At 53.0% G+C, this 19,074-nt stretch carries 18 protein-coding genes; 15 read left to right on the top strand and 3 right to left on the bottom strand.

Annotated elements, in window-relative coordinates:
* From pdxT to H5T67_04375, 5 genes are read left to right on the top strand one after another with little or no spacing between them, the layout of a single operon-like run.
* Positions 1-594, top strand: a complete 594-nt coding sequence (gene pdxT / locus H5T67_04395) for a pyridoxal 5'-phosphate synthase glutaminase subunit PdxT (protein ID MBC7244559.1) — start codon at positions 1-3, stop codon at positions 592-594.
* Positions 595-616: 22 nt separating this feature from the next.
* Entirely contained in the window at positions 617-1,651 is a 1,035-nt protein-coding gene (locus H5T67_04390) for a hypothetical protein (GenBank protein MBC7244558.1), read from the top strand.
* 43 nt (positions 1,652-1,694) lie between these two features.
* The gene (locus H5T67_04385; GenBank protein MBC7244557.1) at positions 1,695-3,215 is read left to right on the top strand and encodes an AAA family ATPase; all 1,521 of its coding nucleotides are present in this window, start codon (positions 1,695-1,697) and stop codon (positions 3,213-3,215) included.
* A 13-nt stretch (positions 3,216-3,228) separates the two neighbouring features.
* Complete coding sequence (locus H5T67_04380; protein MBC7244556.1) at positions 3,229-3,888, top strand: dTMP kinase; 660 nt, start codon at positions 3,229-3,231, stop codon at positions 3,886-3,888.
* Between the two features lie 51 nt (positions 3,889-3,939).
* The gene (locus H5T67_04375) at positions 3,940-4,269 is read left to right on the top strand and encodes a cyclic-di-AMP receptor (protein ID MBC7244555.1); all 330 of its coding nucleotides are present in this window, start codon (positions 3,940-3,942) and stop codon (positions 4,267-4,269) included.
* Here H5T67_04375 and H5T67_04370 read toward each other — a convergent pair.
* Positions 4,266-4,679, bottom strand: coding sequence for a zinc ribbon domain-containing protein (locus H5T67_04370; GenBank protein MBC7244554.1), 414 nt, complete (start codon positions 4,677-4,679; stop codon positions 4,266-4,268). The two genes, H5T67_04375 and H5T67_04370, sit on opposite strands and share 4 nt — an antisense overlap.
* Before the next feature lie 164 nt (positions 4,680-4,843).
* Here H5T67_04370 and H5T67_04365 point away from each other — a divergent pair, with 164 nt between their 5' ends.
* The 10 genes from H5T67_04365 (at position 4,844) to H5T67_04320 (ending at position 17,166) form a co-directional block, all read left to right on the top strand.
* Positions 4,844-5,473, top strand: a complete 630-nt coding sequence (locus H5T67_04365) for a guanylate kinase (protein MBC7244553.1) — start codon at positions 4,844-4,846, stop codon at positions 5,471-5,473.
* A 16-nt stretch (positions 5,474-5,489) separates the two neighbouring features.
* Positions 5,490-6,320, top strand: a complete 831-nt coding sequence (amrB, locus tag H5T67_04360) for an AmmeMemoRadiSam system protein B (GenBank protein ID MBC7244552.1) — start codon at positions 5,490-5,492, stop codon at positions 6,318-6,320.
* Between the two features lie 24 nt (positions 6,321-6,344).
* A complete protein-coding gene (priA, locus tag H5T67_04355) occupies positions 6,345-8,948 on the top strand; it encodes a primosomal protein N' (protein MBC7244551.1) in 2,604 nt (867 codons plus the stop codon).
* 182 nt (positions 8,949-9,130) lie between these two features.
* Complete coding sequence (gene uvrB / locus H5T67_04350; GenBank protein ID MBC7244550.1) at positions 9,131-11,161, top strand: excinuclease ABC subunit UvrB; 2,031 nt, start codon at positions 9,131-9,133, stop codon at positions 11,159-11,161.
* Positions 11,162-11,244: 83 nt separating this feature from the next.
* Entirely contained in the window at positions 11,245-12,168 is a 924-nt protein-coding gene (locus H5T67_04345) for a radical SAM protein (protein ID MBC7244549.1), read from the top strand.
* A 90-nt stretch (positions 12,169-12,258) separates the two neighbouring features.
* Complete coding sequence (gene recA, locus H5T67_04340; GenBank protein MBC7244548.1) at positions 12,259-13,320, top strand: recombinase RecA; 1,062 nt, start codon at positions 12,259-12,261, stop codon at positions 13,318-13,320.
* 372 nt (positions 13,321-13,692) lie between these two features.
* Positions 13,693-14,346: a RecX family transcriptional regulator gene (locus H5T67_04335; GenBank protein ID MBC7244547.1), complete on the top strand. Its 654-nt coding sequence runs from the start codon at positions 13,693-13,695 to the stop codon at positions 14,344-14,346.
* Positions 14,347-14,438: 92 nt separating this feature from the next.
* Complete coding sequence (gene rny, locus H5T67_04330; protein MBC7244546.1) at positions 14,439-15,971, top strand: ribonuclease Y; 1,533 nt, start codon at positions 14,439-14,441, stop codon at positions 15,969-15,971.
* A 95-nt stretch (positions 15,972-16,066) separates the two neighbouring features.
* A complete protein-coding gene (locus tag H5T67_04325; GenBank protein MBC7244545.1) occupies positions 16,067-16,327 on the top strand; it encodes a stage V sporulation protein S in 261 nt (86 codons plus the stop codon).
* Positions 16,324-17,166 carry a PHP domain-containing protein gene (locus H5T67_04320; protein MBC7244544.1) on the top strand — a complete coding sequence of 281 codons (843 nt, stop codon included), beginning with the start codon at positions 16,324-16,326 and terminating at the stop codon, positions 17,164-17,166. Before H5T67_04325 ends, H5T67_04320 begins: the two co-directional genes overlap by 4 nt.
* A 5-nt stretch (positions 17,167-17,171) precedes the next feature.
* Here the strand turns inward: H5T67_04320 and H5T67_04315 are convergent, their stop codons facing one another.
* Together H5T67_04315 and holB are read right to left on the bottom strand one after the other, a co-directional pair.
* Complete coding sequence (locus H5T67_04315; GenBank protein ID MBC7244543.1) at positions 17,172-18,011, bottom strand: stage 0 sporulation family protein; 840 nt, start codon at positions 18,009-18,011, stop codon at positions 17,172-17,174.
* 31 nt (positions 18,012-18,042) lie between these two features.
* Positions 18,043-19,032, bottom strand: coding sequence for a DNA polymerase III subunit delta' (gene holB / locus H5T67_04310; GenBank protein ID MBC7244542.1), 990 nt, complete (start codon positions 19,030-19,032; stop codon positions 18,043-18,045).
* Between the last annotated feature and the right edge of the window lie 42 nt (positions 19,033-19,074).

Here is a 19,074-nt window from a genome sequence, read left to right as displayed (position 1 = left end):
ATGGCAATATACGGGGTTTTGGCCTTGCAAGGAGATTTCCTCGAGCATGTGCAGGTATTGCGTGACCTGGGAGTCGAAGCAAGAGAGGTTCGCCTTCCCGAGCATCTGCAGGGCTTGGATGGTTTGATCATCCCTGGTGGCGAGAGTACCACAATTGGCAAGCTGGCAGCAACATACCAATTAATCGAGCCAATACGCCGCATGGCGAATGAAGGCATCCCTATATGGGGCACTTGTGCTGGGATGATTATGCTTGCCAAGGATGTTGGCCAAAATCAACCCCTTATCGGGGTAATGGACATTGCCGTGAAACGAAATGCGTTTGGTCGGCAGGTGGATAGCTTTGAAACAGACCTGCTCATCCCTTCATTGGATGCGGTGAGCACAGCAGAAGAGCAAGGGAAACCTTTCCGTGCCATCTTCATCCGTGCACCCTATATCCAGAGAGTAGGCAGCGGAGTGGAAGAACTGGCCCATCTAGCTGATGGGACGGTGGTTGCTGCCAGACAGGGTAACCTGCTGGCAACGGCCTTCCATCCCGAGCTGACCGATGACACCAGGTTTCACCGCTACTTCTTGAGCATGAAACCTTGAAGGCCGTGCTCCAAGGAGACTGATGATTACGCCGTTCGGGTTGCGCCACATCAGGTTGGTGCAGCAATTGCAAAGCGACTGCGCTATTCTTGATCTCAAAAGAGCTTTCCTTGATGAGCCGGTCACGCCTTTGCGTGCTGCTCTGCGGGAGTACTTTTTGAAATCGCATCAGGGTACTTTTACCTATGTGCTGCAAACTCTAGATCGTGAGAAAAGGTTGCGTGGCTTTGCACAGGCAAAGACACACAAGTCTGGCTTGGCATGGAACTTGGTGTGTATGGCCCCTGCTCTAGACAACCAGACCATGCCCGCTCGATTGCAAGCTGAAGAAGCGGCTACGATCTGGTATCGCCTGCTTCTACATCTTTGCATTGCCGCTGGAGAGCGTCGTGTGCAGCGCTTGTTTGCCTGGCTACCGGTGGATAGTCCTGCCGAAGAAGTGTTTCGTCAGGCCGGCTTTGTTGCCTATTGCCATGAGCATTTGTTTCGGCACTCGTCTGCTGGGATGAAAACAGGCAAAGTGAGCACACGCATAACGCCCCTGCGACCGAGTGATCGGTTCGATGTACAAAAGTTATATCACAGGATCACCCCGAGGATGGTCCTTCAGGCAGAGGAGTTGAATAACCAGCAGAGCAACTCCTCGTTATGCTTGACTTATGTCCTGGATTCTGAGCAGGGCTACGTGTTGCATGGCCAAAATGGGGAGGGGGAGGGCTATTTACACATCGCATCAGGTCCACGTGGCATCTGCCTGCGCTTGCTGACCCACCCAGGTGCAAGCGACTGTGCTGCTGAATTGCTAGATCATGCTCTGGCTATGCTGAGCCCTAGCCTCTCACAGCACCTATATTGCGTCGTGCGTGGCTTTGAAGGGAACATACAGAGTGTGTTGGAAGAACGAGGGTTTGCGCTTACCAATACGTATTCTTTGCTGGTCAAGCACACTACTGTGAGGATAAAGGAACCAGCGCGCAAACTGGTTCCAGTGTTGGAGAAGAAAGCAGAAATTGCGCCTACTGTTTCGCGCAGCGAAGCAGAACAACAAGCGCGCTAGATATTTTGATATTTCATGAGTTCATTTGAAGTGAGGTTGCTAAGTGGCAAAGTTGGAAATTACAGATGATTTAGACGCTTTGATTGCAGTCTTACCACCGCCTATAGCTGCGTCCCTACAGGCTGCCAATCGCAGCGAAGACCTATTAGAGATCATATTGGATTTAGGGCGTCGGCCTGAGGCACGTTTCGTGGACCAAGAGATCGAATTGAGCCAGCAGGAGGTCACACAGGCTGAGATTGACTACGTGGTCAGTCGCATTGGCGATTTCGGTGATGACAACCGTGCAGGGATAGAGCGTACGCTTCATCGCATCTCGGCTATCCGCAACCGGCAAGGGCGCATTGTGGGACTCACCTGTCGCGTTGGACGGGCAGTATACGGCACTATCGATATCATTCGCGATATCGTGGAGTCGGGCAAAAGCATCATGCTTTTGGGGCGTCCTGGCGTGGGGAAGACAACCATGCTGCGCGAGGTGGCGCGTGTCTTAGCAGAGAAAAAACGCGTTGTTGTGGTGGATACATCCAACGAAATCGGCGGTGATGGAGATATCCCGCATCCAGCTATTGGTCGGGCACGGAGAATGCAGGTGAAAACACCTGCTATGCAACATGCCGTGATGATCGAAGCGGTGGAAAACCACATGCCGGAAGTGATTGTCATAGACGAGATGGGCACCGAACTGGAAGCTGCTGCAGCGAGGACGATTGCTGAGCGAGGCGTGCAGTTGGTAGCAACAGCCCATGGCAATACGTTGGAGAACTTGATGATGAACCCAACTTTGTGCGATCTGGTTGGCGGCATCCAAACCGTGACCTTGAGTGATGAAGAAGCGCGCCGGCGAGGCACGCAGAAATCGGTCCTGGAACGCAAAGCCCCACCAACTTTTGATGTGGTGATCGAAATCCAGGATTGGGATCGCCTGGCAGTGCGTCACGATGTCGCTGAGGCGGTGGATGCTATCCTGCGCGGACGTCAGATACCTCCCGAAATCCGCTATCGAGATGGCAGTGGGGAAATCCACATCGAGAAAGCAACAACCTACTCTGAGACACGACAGAAAGCACCCCCAGGTGCATTTGAGCAACCAGTGGAAAAGCCTTCTCGGACTTTGCGTATCTTCCCATATGGGATCAGTCAGAATCGGTTGCGTCAGGCCAGCAAAGCCTTGAACCTACCAGTCGTTATCGTCAGTGATCTGGGTGAGGCTGACATACTCATGACGTCAAAGAGCTATTATCGTAAGCGACCGCAAGCGATTACCGATGCAGAGCGTGCTGGCCTGCCCGTCTACGTGCTGCGCAGCAACACTGTAACACAGATGGAGAATTGCCTGGCCGATATCTTTGGCCTGGAACCCGTAACTGATCCTTTCTCGGCAGCCATGCAGGAAACCCAGGAAGCCATTGATAGGATACTACGCGGTGAGCGCTCATCGATCGAATTGTCTCCACAGGAAGCCTTCGTGCGCAGACGACAACATGAAATGGCCCGCGCGGCCAATCTTATGTCATACAGCAAAGGCAAAGAACCTTATCGTCGAGTGCGTATCCACCAATAGAAGCAAAGTCGCGATGGGTTGCTTAATTACTTTTGAAGGCCCAGATGGTAGCGGCAAAACAACACAGATTCAGGCCCTGCATGCTTATCTCGCTCGAGCAGGATATCCAGTCCTGCTTGTGCGAGAACCAGGGGGAACGGATATTGGTGATCAGATACGTGCTATCCTGCACGATGTCAAAAATATCAGCATGTTGCCCAATGCGGAAGCGCTGCTTTACTCCGCATCGCGTGCGCAACTTGTTGGCCAGACCATCCGGCCAGCTTTGTTAGCGGGGTTGGTTGTGTTGTGCGATCGGTATGCGGAATCGACACTGGCATATCAAGGGTATGGTCATGGTCTGGACATAGAGCTGCTGAAGGCTATTACCCTTTTTGCCACGGGTGGTTTGCGCCCCGATCTCATCATCTATCTCGATATCGATGTGGAAGAGGGCCTGCGGCGAAGGGAAGGCAGTTTCCGTGCAGGTGCAGGGGAATGGAACCGCATGGATCAGCAAGAATTAGACTTTCACCGTCGCGTGCGAGATGGTTATCTGCAAATGGCAGCCGCAGAACCAGAACGCTGGTTTATTGTGGATGCCGCAGGCCCAATCGCCTCGATACAAAGGTCCATTCGTAACCGTGTGAAAAAACTCTTGGTGGAGAAGCAGATTGAACCGTCCAGCTTCTGAGGAGTTGTCTACTCCTCGGGGCTATATAGGGCTGGAGAGGAGGCTGGCAAGATGAAACTTATTCTCAGCATTGTTCATAGCGACGATGCCGAGGCGCTCATTCGGGCTTTGGAACAAAAAGGGCATCGCTGTACCAAGATTAGCACTACTGGAGGGTTTCTGCGCGAGGGGAATGCCACCATCTTAATTGGCGCTGAAGAATCTTACGTGGACGAAATCCTCGCCATTATTCAAGAAAACTGCCATGCCAGGACACAGTTAGTCAGCCCTTTACCACCAGTTGCAGAAGCCGGGGAATTTTATATCCCCAAGCCAGTGGAGGTGCAAGTAGGCGGTGCAACCGTTTTTGTTTTGAACGTGGAGCGCAGTGAAAAGTTCTAAAGCTCGTCTTCTGCGCTGCCAAGGCCAGCCATTTCTGAAGCAGCACCTGGACCTAGCTCGGGCATGGCCGCTTCGATTTCTTCCGGTGATTGCCCAGATTCCAGACGATCAACAATTTCATGAAATTCATCGCCCAGATCTTCGCCTGCTTCGGCGGACATTTTCTTCATCCAGCGAGCAATGCTGCGAGGATCGTTCTCGTCGAGATCGCCAAGGGCGGCATCGTCGGCTAGTGCTTCCAATCTCGCTTCTTCCGACTTGAGCACGGCAACACGGGACACGAGGCGGTCTAATTCATCGTGTCCGCAGTATGTGCATTTTGGCCTGGCAGTTTCAATTTCGCTAAAACTGCGCAGGAGAATTGCTACCCGGCGATGACATTTACGGCAGCGGTATTCATAGATCGGCATAGAACTTCCTACCCCGTAAAGCGAATTCGTTTGCTCGTTATTATATAATAATTGAGTCAGGGTTGCAAGTGTAAATCAGGATGATACTGCCAGCACCAGTGTAATGCGGAGTACAAAAGATGGGCACAACCCCTTTATATGAGCCAGAAACATCCTCTACGAACATGGAAGGCACGCCAGATTTGCGGCCGTACTTAGAGCATCCTAATCCACTCCTCATCGTAGTATCAGGTCCTTCCGGTGTAGGCAAGGATAGCGTGATCAAACGTATGAAAGAACTGCATTACCCCTTTCACTTCGTGATCACTGCGACTACCAGACCTCCTAGGAAAGGCGAAATACATGGGGTGGATTATTTTTTCCTCTCGGAGGAAGAGTTTGTACAACTGATGCAAAGGGGAGAGCTTTTGGAACATGCGTGGGTCTATGGCGAATACAAGGGTGTGCCAAAAGAGCAGGTACGTCGCGCTTTGGCCAGCGGGCAGGATGTGATCATGCGTCTGGATGTACAGGGAGCCGCTAGCGTGCGACGCCTCGTGCCAGATGCCATTCTGATCTTTTTACTTCCCGGCTCAGAAGAGGAATTGCTCAACCGCCTGCGCAAACGAGGCACAGAATCCAATGAAGCTTTGCAGCGGCGTATCGCCACGCTGCGAGAAGAGATGAAACACATCGGCGAATTTGACTATGCCGTTGTAAACCGCGAAGGTCAGCTGGATAGCGCAGTCGAGAAAATAACCGCGATTATCACCGCCGAAAAATGCCGTACGAAACAGCGGGTGATCCAGTTATAGGACAAAGGAGGGGAAAATGGCTCGGGCTGATTCTAGCAGCGTGCGTCGCTCTGTGATTGCCGGGACCTGGTATCCTGGCAATGCTACGCAGTTACGCACCATGATAGATGAATTTCTGGACAATGTGCCCCTACGTAAGTTGGAGGGTGATTTGGTGGGACTGATTGCTCCCCATGCTGGCTATGTATACTCAGGACAAGTCGCTGCTTATGCTTATGCTCAATTGCGTGATAAGGTTTTCTCCAGGGTTGTGATTGTGTCTCCGGTGCATCGCATCTATCCAGGGCGTTTCGCCGTTACGGACAAGTCCTTCTATGAGACCCCCCTCGGGCTGGTGCGCGTTGATGCGGAGTTGCTTCAGGCTGTGGAGCGTGTCACCAAACTTAACCGCGTGTCACAGGATATGGAGCATTCGTTGGAGATTCAGTTGCCTTTTCTTCAACACGTGCTGGGTGATTTCGCTCTCACTCCGATCATGATGGGTGAACAGGATTGGGACTCCGCAGTGGAATTGGGCGAGGCGCTAGCGCAAGCAATCGGCCAAGAGCAAGTTCTGCTAGTGGCTAGCACAGATCTCTCCCATTTTCACCGCTATGATATGGCAGTACGGCTAGACCAATTGGTGCTAGATCATATTACTGCCTACGATCCTGCAGGTCTAGCGCGTACGCTTGCCATGCAGAAAGCCGAAGCCTGTGGCGGTGGCCCCGTGATGGCAGTCATGGTGGCGGCGCAGAAGCTAGGTGCCAATCGCGCTGAGCTGCTCAAATACATGAATTCCGGTGACGTAACTGGCGATCGTAGCAGTGTGGTGGGATATGCTGCTGTTGCGTTGCTGCGACAGTGAAAGCACAGGACCGAGGAAAGAGTCTTGACAGGGAATGAGGTGAGCTCGAAGGCAGCATTTGCCGAAGTAGTCGTGCGTTCGCCAGTGGGACGCGGGGCTATCTTGCCCAAGCGCGGCGAAGGTGTATCGAGTCGCTCTAACCTTCGACAAACTTTTCATTATTCCATCCCCGCTCATTTGCAGGACAAGGTAGTGCCTGGGCAGTTGGTATGGGTGCCATTCGGCTCGCGCCAGTTGCCTGCTATTGTCGTGTCTCTGTCTACTGTATGCCCTGTTGCCACGACTAAGGATATCCTGAGCATCATTGATCCACATCCTGTGCTTGCTCCTTATCAGATAGAGCTAATGTATTGGATCAGCGAGTACTATCGGACACCGCTCCATGTCGTGGCATGGGGCATGTTTCCCCCAGGGGTAAGCTGGCAAACTGAGACCATGCTCTATCTAGAGGAAGGCGCTGCAACAACTTCTCCTGACCCTGAAGAGCGTTGCGTGCTTGAACTGCTGTATCAACACGGGCCCATGCCCTTAGAACAAATAAGGCGTCGGCTCAAGCTGAAGCGGTGGCGTTCTGTCCTTGAGCGCATGGTGCGCAAAGGTTGGTTGCGCAAGCAAATGGAAGTGAAAGGCCCGCGGGTTAAACCAAAGACAGAACCCACTGTGCACCTCATGTCCGCTCCTGGAGAGGAAGCTATGGCGACCTTGTCGAGGGCACCGCTACAACAGGCAGTTTTGACCTACCTATTGCAGCGTGCTCACAGGCAGGGGGGCACATTCCCAGTGGTTGTACCTCTAGCCGAACTCTGTGCAGAGGTAGGGATAAAGCGGAACATTGTGGATCGCTTGGTCGAACGTGGCCTGTTGCAGATAGGGCAGCGCGAGGTGCGCCGAGACCCATTGGCAGGACGCGAGTTTGTCACCACCGAGCCACCCAAGTTCACCCCGGACCAGGAGGCTGCCTGGCAAAGCATTGCCAACGCGTTGGAATCAAGAAAGGGGCAGGTCTTCCTCCTGCATGGCGTAACAGGCAGCGGCAAGACGGAGATCTATCTGCGGGCTCTTGCAGAAGTAGTCGAGCAGGGTGGGCAGGGCATTGTGCTGGTGCCTGAGATTGCTTTGACGCCGCAGACTATACGCCGTTTTGCGGCGCGCTTCCCAGAACGGCTGGCAATCTTGCATAGCAAGTTGTCCAGCGGTGAGCGCTACGATGAGTGGAGGCGCATTCGCGAAGGAAAAGCGGACATTGTGGTTGGCCCGCTCTCAGCAATCTTCGCTCCTTTGCCCCGTTTGGGGCTGATCGTAGTGGATGAGGAGCACGAGTGGACTTATAAGCACCAGGAAATGCCTTGCTATCATGCGCGGGATGTGGCGGTGAAACTGGCGGAATTGACTGGAGCTATTGTCATCCTGGGCAGCGCTACGCCAGACATCACGACTTATTATCGCGCTCAGCGTGGAGAGTACAAGCTGCTGCAACTGCCGAAGCGGATTATGGGGCACCAACGCAGCATAGAGCAGCAACGCAAACAATTTCATATCAATGATCAACGGGAGCAGGTGAAAACGCTTGGGCCGGAGTACGAAGATGCTCGCTATATGGATCTCCCTCCTGTTGAAGTGGTGGACCTGCGTGCAGAACTGCGTGCGGGCAATCGTAGCCCGTTCAGTCGCGCGCTGCAGAAGGCCATGCAAGTAGCACTGGCTGCAGATGAGCAAGTAATCCTCTTCTTGAATCGGCGCGGTGCTGCTACGTTCGTCATGTGCCGTGATTGTGGCTATGTCGTCAAATGCCCTGGTTGTGACGTTGCATTGACCTACCACAGCGACAACGATAACTTGCTCTGCCATCATTGCAACTTTCAGTGTTCCGTCCCTACCGCCTGTCCACAATGTGGCAGCAAGCGTATCCGTTTCTTCGGGATTGGCACGCAAAAAGTTGAACAGTTGGTACGCGAACTCTTTCCGAAAGCGCGCGTCCTGCGCTGGGATCGGGATGTGACTGGCGGCAAAGACGCACACGAAGAAATCTTGGCCAAATTCGTCAGCCACCAGGCCGATGTGTTGATTGGCACACAGATGATCGCAAAGGGCTTGGATTTACCCCTGGTCACGTTGGTCGGGGTTGTTACTGCAGACACAGCATTGCATCTGCCTGATTTTCGCGCCAGCGAGCGCACTTTCCAGTTATTGACTCAGGTCGCTGGACGCGCTGGGCGTAGCATCTTAGGCGGTAAGGTGATCATTCAGACCTACGCCTCGGAACACTTTTGTATTCAGGCTGCCAGTCGCCATGACTACGAGGGCTTCTATCGGCGGGAACTTGAATTCCGCCGCCAACAGGGATATCCACCTTTTAGTCGTCTGGTGAGGCTGCTTTTTACGCACACCAGTGCCAAAAGATGTCAGGAAGAAGCCGAGAAACTACACCACCTGCTCAACACCCAAATAGCCCGGCTGGGGCTGTCCGAGGTCCACTGTATCGGTCCTGCGCCTTGCTTCATCGAACGGCTTCGCGGGCGATTCCGCTGGCAGATCGTATTACGAGGCCCTGATCCCACCAAACTGCTTGCCGACCTTCCTTTGCCCCTGGGTTGGCAGGTGGATGTAGACCCGGTCAGCCTTCTCTAACCATGGTAAAAGTTTGGCCGCTGGCTCTACTTTTTTATCGCCTCCTATCAGTGAAACAGTTATTTGCCCGGATGCGTTCACCCGTTTGACATGTAGCAATGCAAGTCACCCTATCCCCGTTTGGACAATTGGAACAGATGTGCTATAATATATGATGCAGAGGCTCGGTAATGGAGTGAGAAATGGCAGAATTTCAGCTCGTGTCGGACATGAAGCCCACAGGCGACCAGCCTCAAGCGATTGCCAAACTGGTCGAGGGGCTTAAGCGAGGATATAAACATCAAACACTGCTGGGTGTTACAGGCTCTGGCAAGACCTATGTCATGGCCAACATCATCGCCCAGGTGCAACGCCCTACTTTGGTGTTGTCGCACAACAAAACGTTGGCTGCTCAGCTTTACAGCGAATTCCGTGAATTCTTCCCCCACAATGCCGTAGAATATTTTGTGAGCTACTATGATTACTATCAGCCAGAGGCCTATCTGCCACAGACTGATACGTACATCGAGAAGGATGCAGATATCAATGAAGAGATCGATCGCTTGCGCTTGGCGGCGACTTCTTCCCTGCTGACACGGCGGGACGTCATCATCGTCGCCAGCGTGTCTTGCATCTACAACATTGGTTCACCTGAAGAATATGGTCAGGATGTAGTACAATTGCGGCGCGGAGAGACCAGGCGTCGAGAGCGTTTGCTTCGCCACCTGACCGAGATCTTTTATCAGCGCAATGACACAGATTTCCATCGAGGATGTTTCCGCGCGCGTGGCGATACAGTGGACATCTTTCCTGCTTACCGCGAAACAGCCTTACGGGTGGAGTACTGGGGCGATACGATCGAGCGCATCACGGAGATCGATCCATTGACCGGTGAAATTCTCTACGAACACGATTTTGTCCAAATCTTCCCAGCAAAACATTTCATCACAAACCGCGAGCGGCTCGAGGCCGCCCTGAAAGCAATTGAGGCTGAGCTCGAGGAGCGTCTAGCCGTCCTGAAACAGCAGGGCAAACTGCTGGAAGCACAACGCCTGGAACAGCGCACCCGATATGATATCGAGATGATGTGTGAAGTAGGTTACTGCTCCGGCATTGAGAACTACTCACGGCATCTGTCTGGCCGTGCACCAGGTCAACAGCCCTGGACGTTACTCGACTATTTCCCAGATGACTATTTATTGTTCGTAGACGAGTCGCATATCACGCTGCCGCAAGTACATGGCATGTACAATGGTGATCGAGCCCGCAAAGAAGTCTTGGTAGAATATGGCTTCCGCCTGCCTTCTGCATTGGACAACCGGCCCCTTCGTTTTGAAGAATTCGAGCGGCACATCAATCAGGCCATCTACACTTCTGCCACGCCAGGCCCCTATGAACTGAAACACTCGCAGCAGGTAGTGGAACAGATCATTCGCCCTACGGGATTAGTTGATCCTGAGATCATCGTGCGCCCCACCAAGGGACAGATTGACGATTTGCTCGCAGAAATCAACCGACGCGTGCAGCGAGGCGAGCGTGTGCTGGTGACCACCCTCACCAAGCGCATGGCCGAAGACTTGGCTGATTACCTGTTGGAGATGGGAGTTAAGGTACACTACTTGCACTCGGAAATCCAGACCATCGAACGTGTACAAATCTTACGTGATCTACGCCTGGGCGTGTACGATGTGGTAGTGGGCATCAACTTGTTGCGCGAGGGCTTGGACTTACCCGAAGTTTCGCTGGTTGCCATCCTCGATGCGGACAAAGAGGGCTTCTTACGCAGCAAGAACTCGCTCATCCAGACTATTGGACGTGCTGCGCGCCATGTGCACGGTCAGGTCATTATGTATGCCGACGACGTTACGGAATCCATGCGCGAAGCCATTGATGAGACCAACCGCCGACGCCAGATTCAATTGCGGTACAACGAAGAGCACAATATTATACCAACGAGCATCATCAAGGAAATCCGTGACCTTACGGACCGCGTTCGTGTGGCAGCAGAACAACGTGCGGAATATGTTGTGAGCAAGGACATTCCGAAAGACGAACTTTTCCGACTGATTAGCGAACTCGAAAAGCAGATGAAAGCTGCGGCTGCCCAACTAGAGTTCGAGAAAGCCGCTCTGCTGCGCGATCAGATTATAGAGTTGCGTCGTGGCCTGGAAGACGAAACCGTGCCTGAGTGGGAACGGGTGCGAAAAGCCACCCTGCCTGCCAGGCGAAGATAAAGGAGTGATGTATCCCTTCCCTATGAAACTCGCAGGAGCCTACCATGTTTACCCAGTGGTCCCAAACGCTGCTTGTGAATACGATGAGCCCCAGTTACCTCCGGCTTCATGCTAGCGGTCTGCTCAAAGATCGTATCGAACAGGCTTATGAGATACTAAGCCATTGCACTCTTTGTCCCCGCGATTGTGGTGTGAACCGCTTGGCAGGTGAGAAAGGTTACTGTCAGGCTGGGGCGGATCCTGTTGTTGCCAGTTGGAATGCTCACCCGTGGGAAGAGCCACCCATCAGTGGCACAAATGGGTCGGGCACCATCTTTTTCACCTATTGCACCGGGCGTTGTATGTTCTGTCAGAATTATCCAATTAGTCAACTCGGCATAGGGCAGCAAGTCACTGTACAGCGCCTGGCTGAGATGATGCTGGAACTTCAGGCACGCGGATGCCACAATATCAACTTGGTAACCCCCACGCATTTTGTGCCGCAGATCCTCGCTGCCCTAGCTATCGCTGCCGAAGGAGGTCTGCACCTGCCACTGGTCTATAACTCTAGCGGCTATGAGGCAGTGGAAACACTTCGTCTGCTCGATGGCATCGTGGACATCTACCTGCCTGACGCCAAATATGCTGACAACGAAATCGCACGTCGCCTGTCTGGATTTCGGGGCTACGTAGAGGCCAATCGCACAGCTCTGAAGGAGATGTTCCGGCAAGTTGGCCCTGAGCTCCTGCTCGACGAAAATGGGATGGCACTGCGCGGCATGATTATTCGCCACATGGTACTACCTGAGGGATTGGCAGGGACGCGTCAAGTCCTGGCTTGGATAGCTTGTGAGCTCTCGCCATCTGTTCATATCAGCCTGATGTCTCAGTACTTCCCAGCACACAAAGCAGTGGGCGATCCGGTCTTGGGGCGCAGGATAACGGATGAGGAATACCTCGAAGCACTGGCAGCATTTGATGAGCTTGGCCTAGAGCGTGGGTGGAGACAAGAATATTGCGAGGAGTAAATCCTTTATGTGCACCAAAGTTGCATTTATTACGATCTTGATGTAAAATGAAAGTGAGTCTTTTGATAGGCGAAAGGAGTCAGTGGGCAAATGGTGGAAGATAGCGGTAGAGCAAAAGCTCTGGAGATCACTGTGTCCCAACTGAAGAAACGGTTCGGCGAAGGCTCGATCATGAAGCTCGGCGATTCCTCCCAATACAACGTGCAAGTCATATCCACAGGATCGCTGGCCTTGGATGCTGCCCTTGGCATTGGCGGCGTACCACGTGGACGCATCACCGAAATCTTTGGTCCGGAAGCATCGGGAAAAACTACCCTAGCACAGCACATTATTGCCGAAGCACAGCGCGCGGGTGGTGTGGCTGCCTTTATCGATGTGGAGCATGCTCTGGATCCAACCTACGCAGCCAAGTGCGGTGTTGATGTGGATAATCTCTATATCTCTCAGCCGGATACTGGGGAACAGGCGCTGGAGATTGCTGAGGCTCTGGTGCGGAGCGGGGCTGTTGATGTCGTGGTCATTGACTCTGTAGCCGCTCTGGTGCCCCGTGCGGAGATCGAAGGCGAAATGGGTGACCAGCATATTGGGCTGCAAGCACGGCTTATGTCCCAAGCGCTGCGCAAACTAGTGGGGGCAATCAAGCGATCAAATACAGCGGTTATCTTTACCAATCAACTGCGGCAGAAGATCGGTGTGCTGTTCGGAAACCCGGAGACGACAACCGGGGGCAATGCGCTCAAGTTTTATGCCGCGGTACGATTGGATATACGCCGTATGGAAGCGATCAAACAGGGTGGTGAAGTGATTGGTAACCGCACTAAGGTGCGTGTCAAGAAAAACAAATTGGCACCACCTTTCAAGAGCGCCGAGTTTGACATCATCTACAATGAAGGTATCTCCAAGAGCGGCGATGTATTGGATATGGGTGTAGAGGTAGGCATCATTGAAAAGAAGGGGGCATACTACTCATACGGCGAGACCCGGTTAGGGCAAGGACGAGAAAATGCCAAGGCATTCCTGAAAGAACATCCCGAGCTCCTCACAGAGATTGCTCAGAAGATTCGCCAGAATATGAGTTCGCTGGCGGCCAAGTCCTTTGGAACCATTGAAGCAGCAGAGGAGCTAGAAGAACCCTACTCCTTTGAGGAGTAGGCACCTAGGATGAACTCCTTGGCATTGCGGTGCATTTTTGTCATGAGGCTAGGACAACGCAGGGGTGTTCTCGACCACAGCACTTAGGCACTCGATTGATCTCTAAGCAGGGCTTGGTTTCCCTTTCATTTCTTACGGACGGGATTGGGATGACTTTACCCAAGTGGAAGATAGATTGGAAAACAGCAGGCCAGGTGCCTCAGAAGCAGGTAGGCCATTTAGGTCAGTCCGTGGTAGAAACTTGATTATCTCTCAAGTTACAATGGAAACCAAGCGCTGGTCTGGCTAGAGCAGAAGCGAAGCCAGAAAACAAACTGTCGAGTCAGAAAGCTGTGGTCGTCAGGCCGCAGCTTTTGCGTAATGGATGGGTCAATGTCGCTCATGTTTCAGAAGATCACAGCGCTAAAGCTACAAAAGAAGAACCGCCAACGAGTAAATGTTTACCTGGATGGCCAGTATGCATTTGCTCTGCAAGCCATCGTTGCTGCTTCTCTGAAGGTGGGCCAGACCCTTTCGCCGGAAGAAATCAACCAACTTCAGCAACGCGATGCGGTGGAGGTTGCGTACGAACGGGCGCTGGATTTTCTGCGCTACCGACCGCGCAGCCGCGCAGAGGTTGAGACTTATCTCCAGCGCCATCAAGTGACGGCTCCGATTCTCCAGAGCGTGATGGAGCGGCTGTTGGACGCGGGGTTGCTGGATGATGAGGCTTTTGCGCGCTACTGGGTAGAAAACCGCGAGTCTTTCCGTCCGCGTGGCCAGCGCTCACTACGCTTTGAATTGCGCCGCAAGGGAGTATCGGATGCCATTGTGGAGGAGGCAATAGAGGAGATTGATGAAGCAGAAAGTGCCTATCGTGCTGGACGAGACCGAGCACGACAACTCAGTCGCCTGGATTACCAGGGTTTTTGCCGCCGTTTGAGCGGGTTTTTGCAACGGCGAGGTTTTGATTACGATGTTGTGAAAGAGACGGTGAACCGTCTATGGCAAGAGTCGCGAGGCTCTGCAACGGAGGAATTATCCTGATCTCCTTTTTCTCAGACCCATGTGGTGCCTGCCTGTAGGTAGGCACAAGGTGGGGCTGTTCTATATATCCATATAGAAGGAAGTAGACGAAGATGAACGACGTACTAGTGAGTGTCATGCTAGGCCTGGCAGTAGGCCTATTGGGATTTGTGCTGGGATATCTGGTTCGGCAGTATACTGCCCGGACTAAGATACGCTTGATGCGCGAACAAGCGGAGGAGATGCTAGCGCAAGCCAAGACCCGTCTTCAAGAGGCCGAACTGGAAGCCAAGGCAATGGCTCTGAAGATGAGGGATGAGGTAGAGCGAGAAGCAAAGCGACGGCGTGCTGAATTGGAAAGGCAGGAACGCCGGCTACAACAGCGTAGGGTGAGCTTTGATCGCAGGGCAGATGACCTGGAGGAACGTTCGCGTAAGTTAGAGGCCCGCGAGAAACAGTTGGAACAGCAACGGAATGAACTGGAGCAGTTACGAAGAAAAGAGCTGGCGGAGCTGCAACGCATCGCCAATCTCAATCTGGAAGAAGCCAAGGAACTCCTCTTGCAAAGGGTTGCCAACGAGGCACGTCAAGACATGGCCCGTGTGATCAGAGAGGTAGAGGAACAAGCCCGCGAAGAGGCGGAACGTAAGGCACGCGAAATCATCACTTTGGCCATTCAGCGTGTAGCCTCAGATCAAGTTGCGGAGACGACTGTATCCAGCGTGGCGCTGCCCAGCGACGAAATGAAAGGACGTATCATTGGCCGAGGCGGACGCAACATCCGCACGATAGAGAACGCGACAGGCGTGGATTTGCTCATTGATGATACGCCGGAAGCCGTTACGCTGTCCAGCTTTGACCCGGTGCGACGTGAGATTGCCCGTGTTGCGCTGAACAAACTTATTCTTGATGGACGAATTCACCCCGCTCGCATCGAAAAAGTGGTGAAGAAGGCCCAACAGGAAGTTGAGGCTATCATCGAAGAAGAGGGCGAGCGCGCCGCCTATGAGACTGGAGTCCATGGCTTGCATCCAGAACTGATTAAATTGCTCGGACAACTGAAATACCGCACGAGTTACGGCCAGAATGTGCTCATGCATTCCATCGAAACGGCGCACCTGGCTGGTATCATGGCAGCCGAGTTAGGTGCCAATGTGGCTCTGGCTAAGGAAGGCGGGTTGTTACACGATATTGGCAAGGCAGTGAGCCATGAGGCGGAAGGTTCTCATGCCCGTATCGGTGCTGAGATTGCACAACGATTCGGCCGACCAGCGGAGGTGGTGAACGCAATTGCTGCCCATCACTGCGAGGAAGAGTTTGTTACACTCGAAGCAGTTCTGGTCCAGGCAGCGGATGCTATCTCTGGTGCACGCCCTGGTGCGCGACGCGAAACTCTGGAAAGTTACATCAAGCGTGTCGAATCCTTGGAAAAACTAGCTGATTCCTTTGCTGGCGTTGAAAAATCCTACGCTATACAGGCCGGACGCGAGATCCGTATCATCGTGAAACCAGACGAGATCGATGACCTGGGCATTATCACCCTTTCCAGAGACATTGCCAAAAAAGTCGAGGAAAGTCTGGAGTACCCGGGACAGATCAAAGTCACCGTTATCAGAGAGACAAGGGCTGTTGATTATGCCAAGTGACAAGCCAGCATCCCAAAGCAAAGAACTCGGCTTAGTCACTGGCTTTGTCCACGGGTGGGCATTCCCAGCAGATGGACACCGAAGGAGCGACGAACATGGATATCCTCAAAGTATCGGCCAAATCCAGGTCTACAGCAGTTGCAGGCGCCATTGCCGGCGTAATTAGAGAGAGCGGGTACGCAGAGGTCCAAGCTATTGGGGCAGGAGCGGTGAATCAAGCTGTCAAAGCAGTGGCCATCGCTCGCGGCTACCTGGCTGAGGATGGAATTGACATTGTCTGCATTCCATCCTTCACAGAAGTAACCATCGGTGACCAGGAAAGAACCGCAATTAAGTTCATTGTGCAAAAGCGATGAGCTGTGGCCAAGTCGACCTCCATGTGCATACAACCGCGTCTGACGGTCAGCTCTCTCCTGCGGAGGTAGTGCACAGGGCGCTTGAACTTGGCTTGACAGCCATTGGCATCACCGACCATGACACCACGGAAGGAATCGCAGAGGCGCTGGAGGCAGCCCGAGGCACTTGCTTGGAGGTCATCCCCGGCGTAGAGATCAGCGCGGAGATGCCTCGCTCTGAGGTGCATGTCTTGGGATATTATGTGGCTTACAGGGATCCCATCCTCTGCCAAAAATTGGCTCTGTTCCGTGAATTGCGCCTGAAGCGGGCGCAGAGGATCATATCCAAGTTAGCTCAGATGGGCATACCCCTGGATTGGGAGAGAATCCAGCAAATTGCTGGTGCGGGCGCTATTGGGCGCCCGCACATTGCGCGGGCCATGTTAGAAAAGGGCTATGTTTCCTCTATTGATGAGGCGTTCGATTTGTACATTAGTCGGGGTGGCCCGGCCTACGTAAAACGCCCCAAACTCTCACCAGTGGAAGCCGTACAGACTATCCTCGCCGCACAGGGACTACCCGTTCTGGCTCATCCATTGTCTATAAGCCACCTAGTACCAGAGCTAGTAGCTCACGGCCTGGTAGGCCTGGAAGTATATTATCCAGCCTATACCCCTGATGAGACGGATTTCTTGCTCCAGTTGGCCGCAAAGTATAGCTTGCTGGTAACGGGGGGAACTGATTTTCATGGCGAGGACATGCCAACCAGCAGCAAACTGGGTGAAGTTATGGTTCCACAATCAGTGGTCGAAAATCTCCGCGCCTATTACCAGTGTCACCGTGCCAGGGCTCCAAACTAAATGGCTCAGGACTTTTTTCTGCCCTCTCGTTCGCTGCGTTCAGGCTGGGGTTGCGCATCAATCTTAGCTAAAGGCACCTCAATTACCGAGCCGCTTTCCAATTCGACCTGAACGGTCTGCTTCAGCACATTGTAGCCAGTGACTTTGCCTACGCCATCCGGCGTGCTGACTGTTTTCCCTACCTTAGGCATCTTCTGGATAGCTTCTTCATAGAATTCATTCTCATACGTCAGGCAGCATAGTAGACGACCGCAGATGCCGGATATTTCAGTGGGGCTCAAAGGCAGGCTTTGCTGCTTGGCCATTTTAATGGAAACAGGGATAAAGTCACACAGGTGGGTAGTGCAGCATAACAACCGCCCACAAGGGCCAATGCCCTGGATGAGTTTCGCCTCATCCCGGACACCGATTTGCCTCAGTTCGATGTGCGTATGGAATATCTGTGCCAGGTCACGAACCAGGGCACGAAAGTCAACACGTTGCTCAGAAGTGAAGAAAAAGGTCAGATGTGAGCCATCAAAATTGTACTCTGCACGGATCAACTTGATGGGCAAGTCATATTCTGCTGCCTTTTCGCGGGCTTTCTGCAAAGCCAGTTCTTCTTGGCTAGCATAGTGTTGTGCGTTAACCAGGTCTAAAGCGGTGGCCTTGCGTATGACCGGCTTGAGCTGTCCAACAATTTCCTCTTGCGGGACTTCCTTTGGTGGGATGATCACGAGCCCTAATTCGCGCGCCCGTGCCGTCTCCACCACAACATAGTCACCTTTGTGTAAATCCAAACCCGCCGGATCGAAGTAATAAATTTTCGTTGCTGGTTTGAACCGAACACCGACTACCAGTGGCATTGCATCATCACATCCTACTTGTCTTCAACGATTACCTGATTTCACTCTTGCTATCATTACGCTGCGGCAGTGACAGCAGCAGGACTTCCAGAGCGAGGCATGGGTTTACGTTTTGCTCAATCTGCTCAGCCGCATGCTCGATTGCACGCAAGCAGGCCCATATCTCGTTCAGCGTATACTGCTGCACTTCATCCAAAACGGTTGGCTCGCGCTCAAGATCGGTCATCGCGTGAACATTCCCGCTTTTTGCTAACAAAAGATCGCGCCACCAATTTTGCCACAAGCCCAAGAGTTCCGGCAAAACTTCAGGGGATTGACTGAGTTGCTGAGCTAGCTTCATTCGCTCTGTCCGCCCCTGGCCAAGGGCTTGTTCGAGCGCTATGAGATACTTTTTGCGGTTAAGCAACAGTGCATCATTGCTACTGGCTTCGATAGCCCAGCCCATTCGCCCTCCTGACAACCTGGCCAACTTTCTAGCCTGGCTCGGCTCAGTGCCCCAATACGTCTTCAAAGCTCGTTCCACCTGCTCAGCCGCGAGCGGGCGCAGTTTTAATACCTGACAACGCGAGACAATCGTCGGTAACAACCCCTCCACCTTGTCCGCAGTCAAAATAAAGAGCACACTAGAAGGGGGTTCCTCAAGCGTCTTCAACAGGCAATTGGCTGCTTCCAACGTCGCGTGCTGAAAATTGCACAAGATATAAACGCGTCGCCGTCCTTCAAAAGGGAAAAGGGCTGCTTCCTTCTGCAATGCGCGTATCTGGGCAATTTTAATGCTGCCCCCCTCCTCGTCAATAACTTGCACATCTGGATGCACACCTCGACTAATCGCCTGGCAGGCAGTGCAGATGCCACATGGTCGGTTCCCCTCATTGAGACAGTTCACCGCCCGTGCCAGAAAGAGGGCCAAGGTCGTTTTCCCGATACGCGGTGGACCTACGAACAGATAAGCATGTGCCAGATGATTCAAGGCTAGGCTGCGCTTCAGCAGCTCAACCGCCCATTCGTGGCCTATTACCAAGGGAGCCGGTCTCGTTATGACTTCGGTCATACGCGTATTTTA

Source organism: Chloroflexota bacterium (assembly GCA_014360905.1).
Taxonomy (GTDB): domain Bacteria; phylum Chloroflexota; class Anaerolineae; order UBA2200; family UBA2200; genus JACIWX01.
Note: the sequence above shows the minus strand (reverse complement) of the source record. Positions and strands in the feature narration are given on the sequence as shown.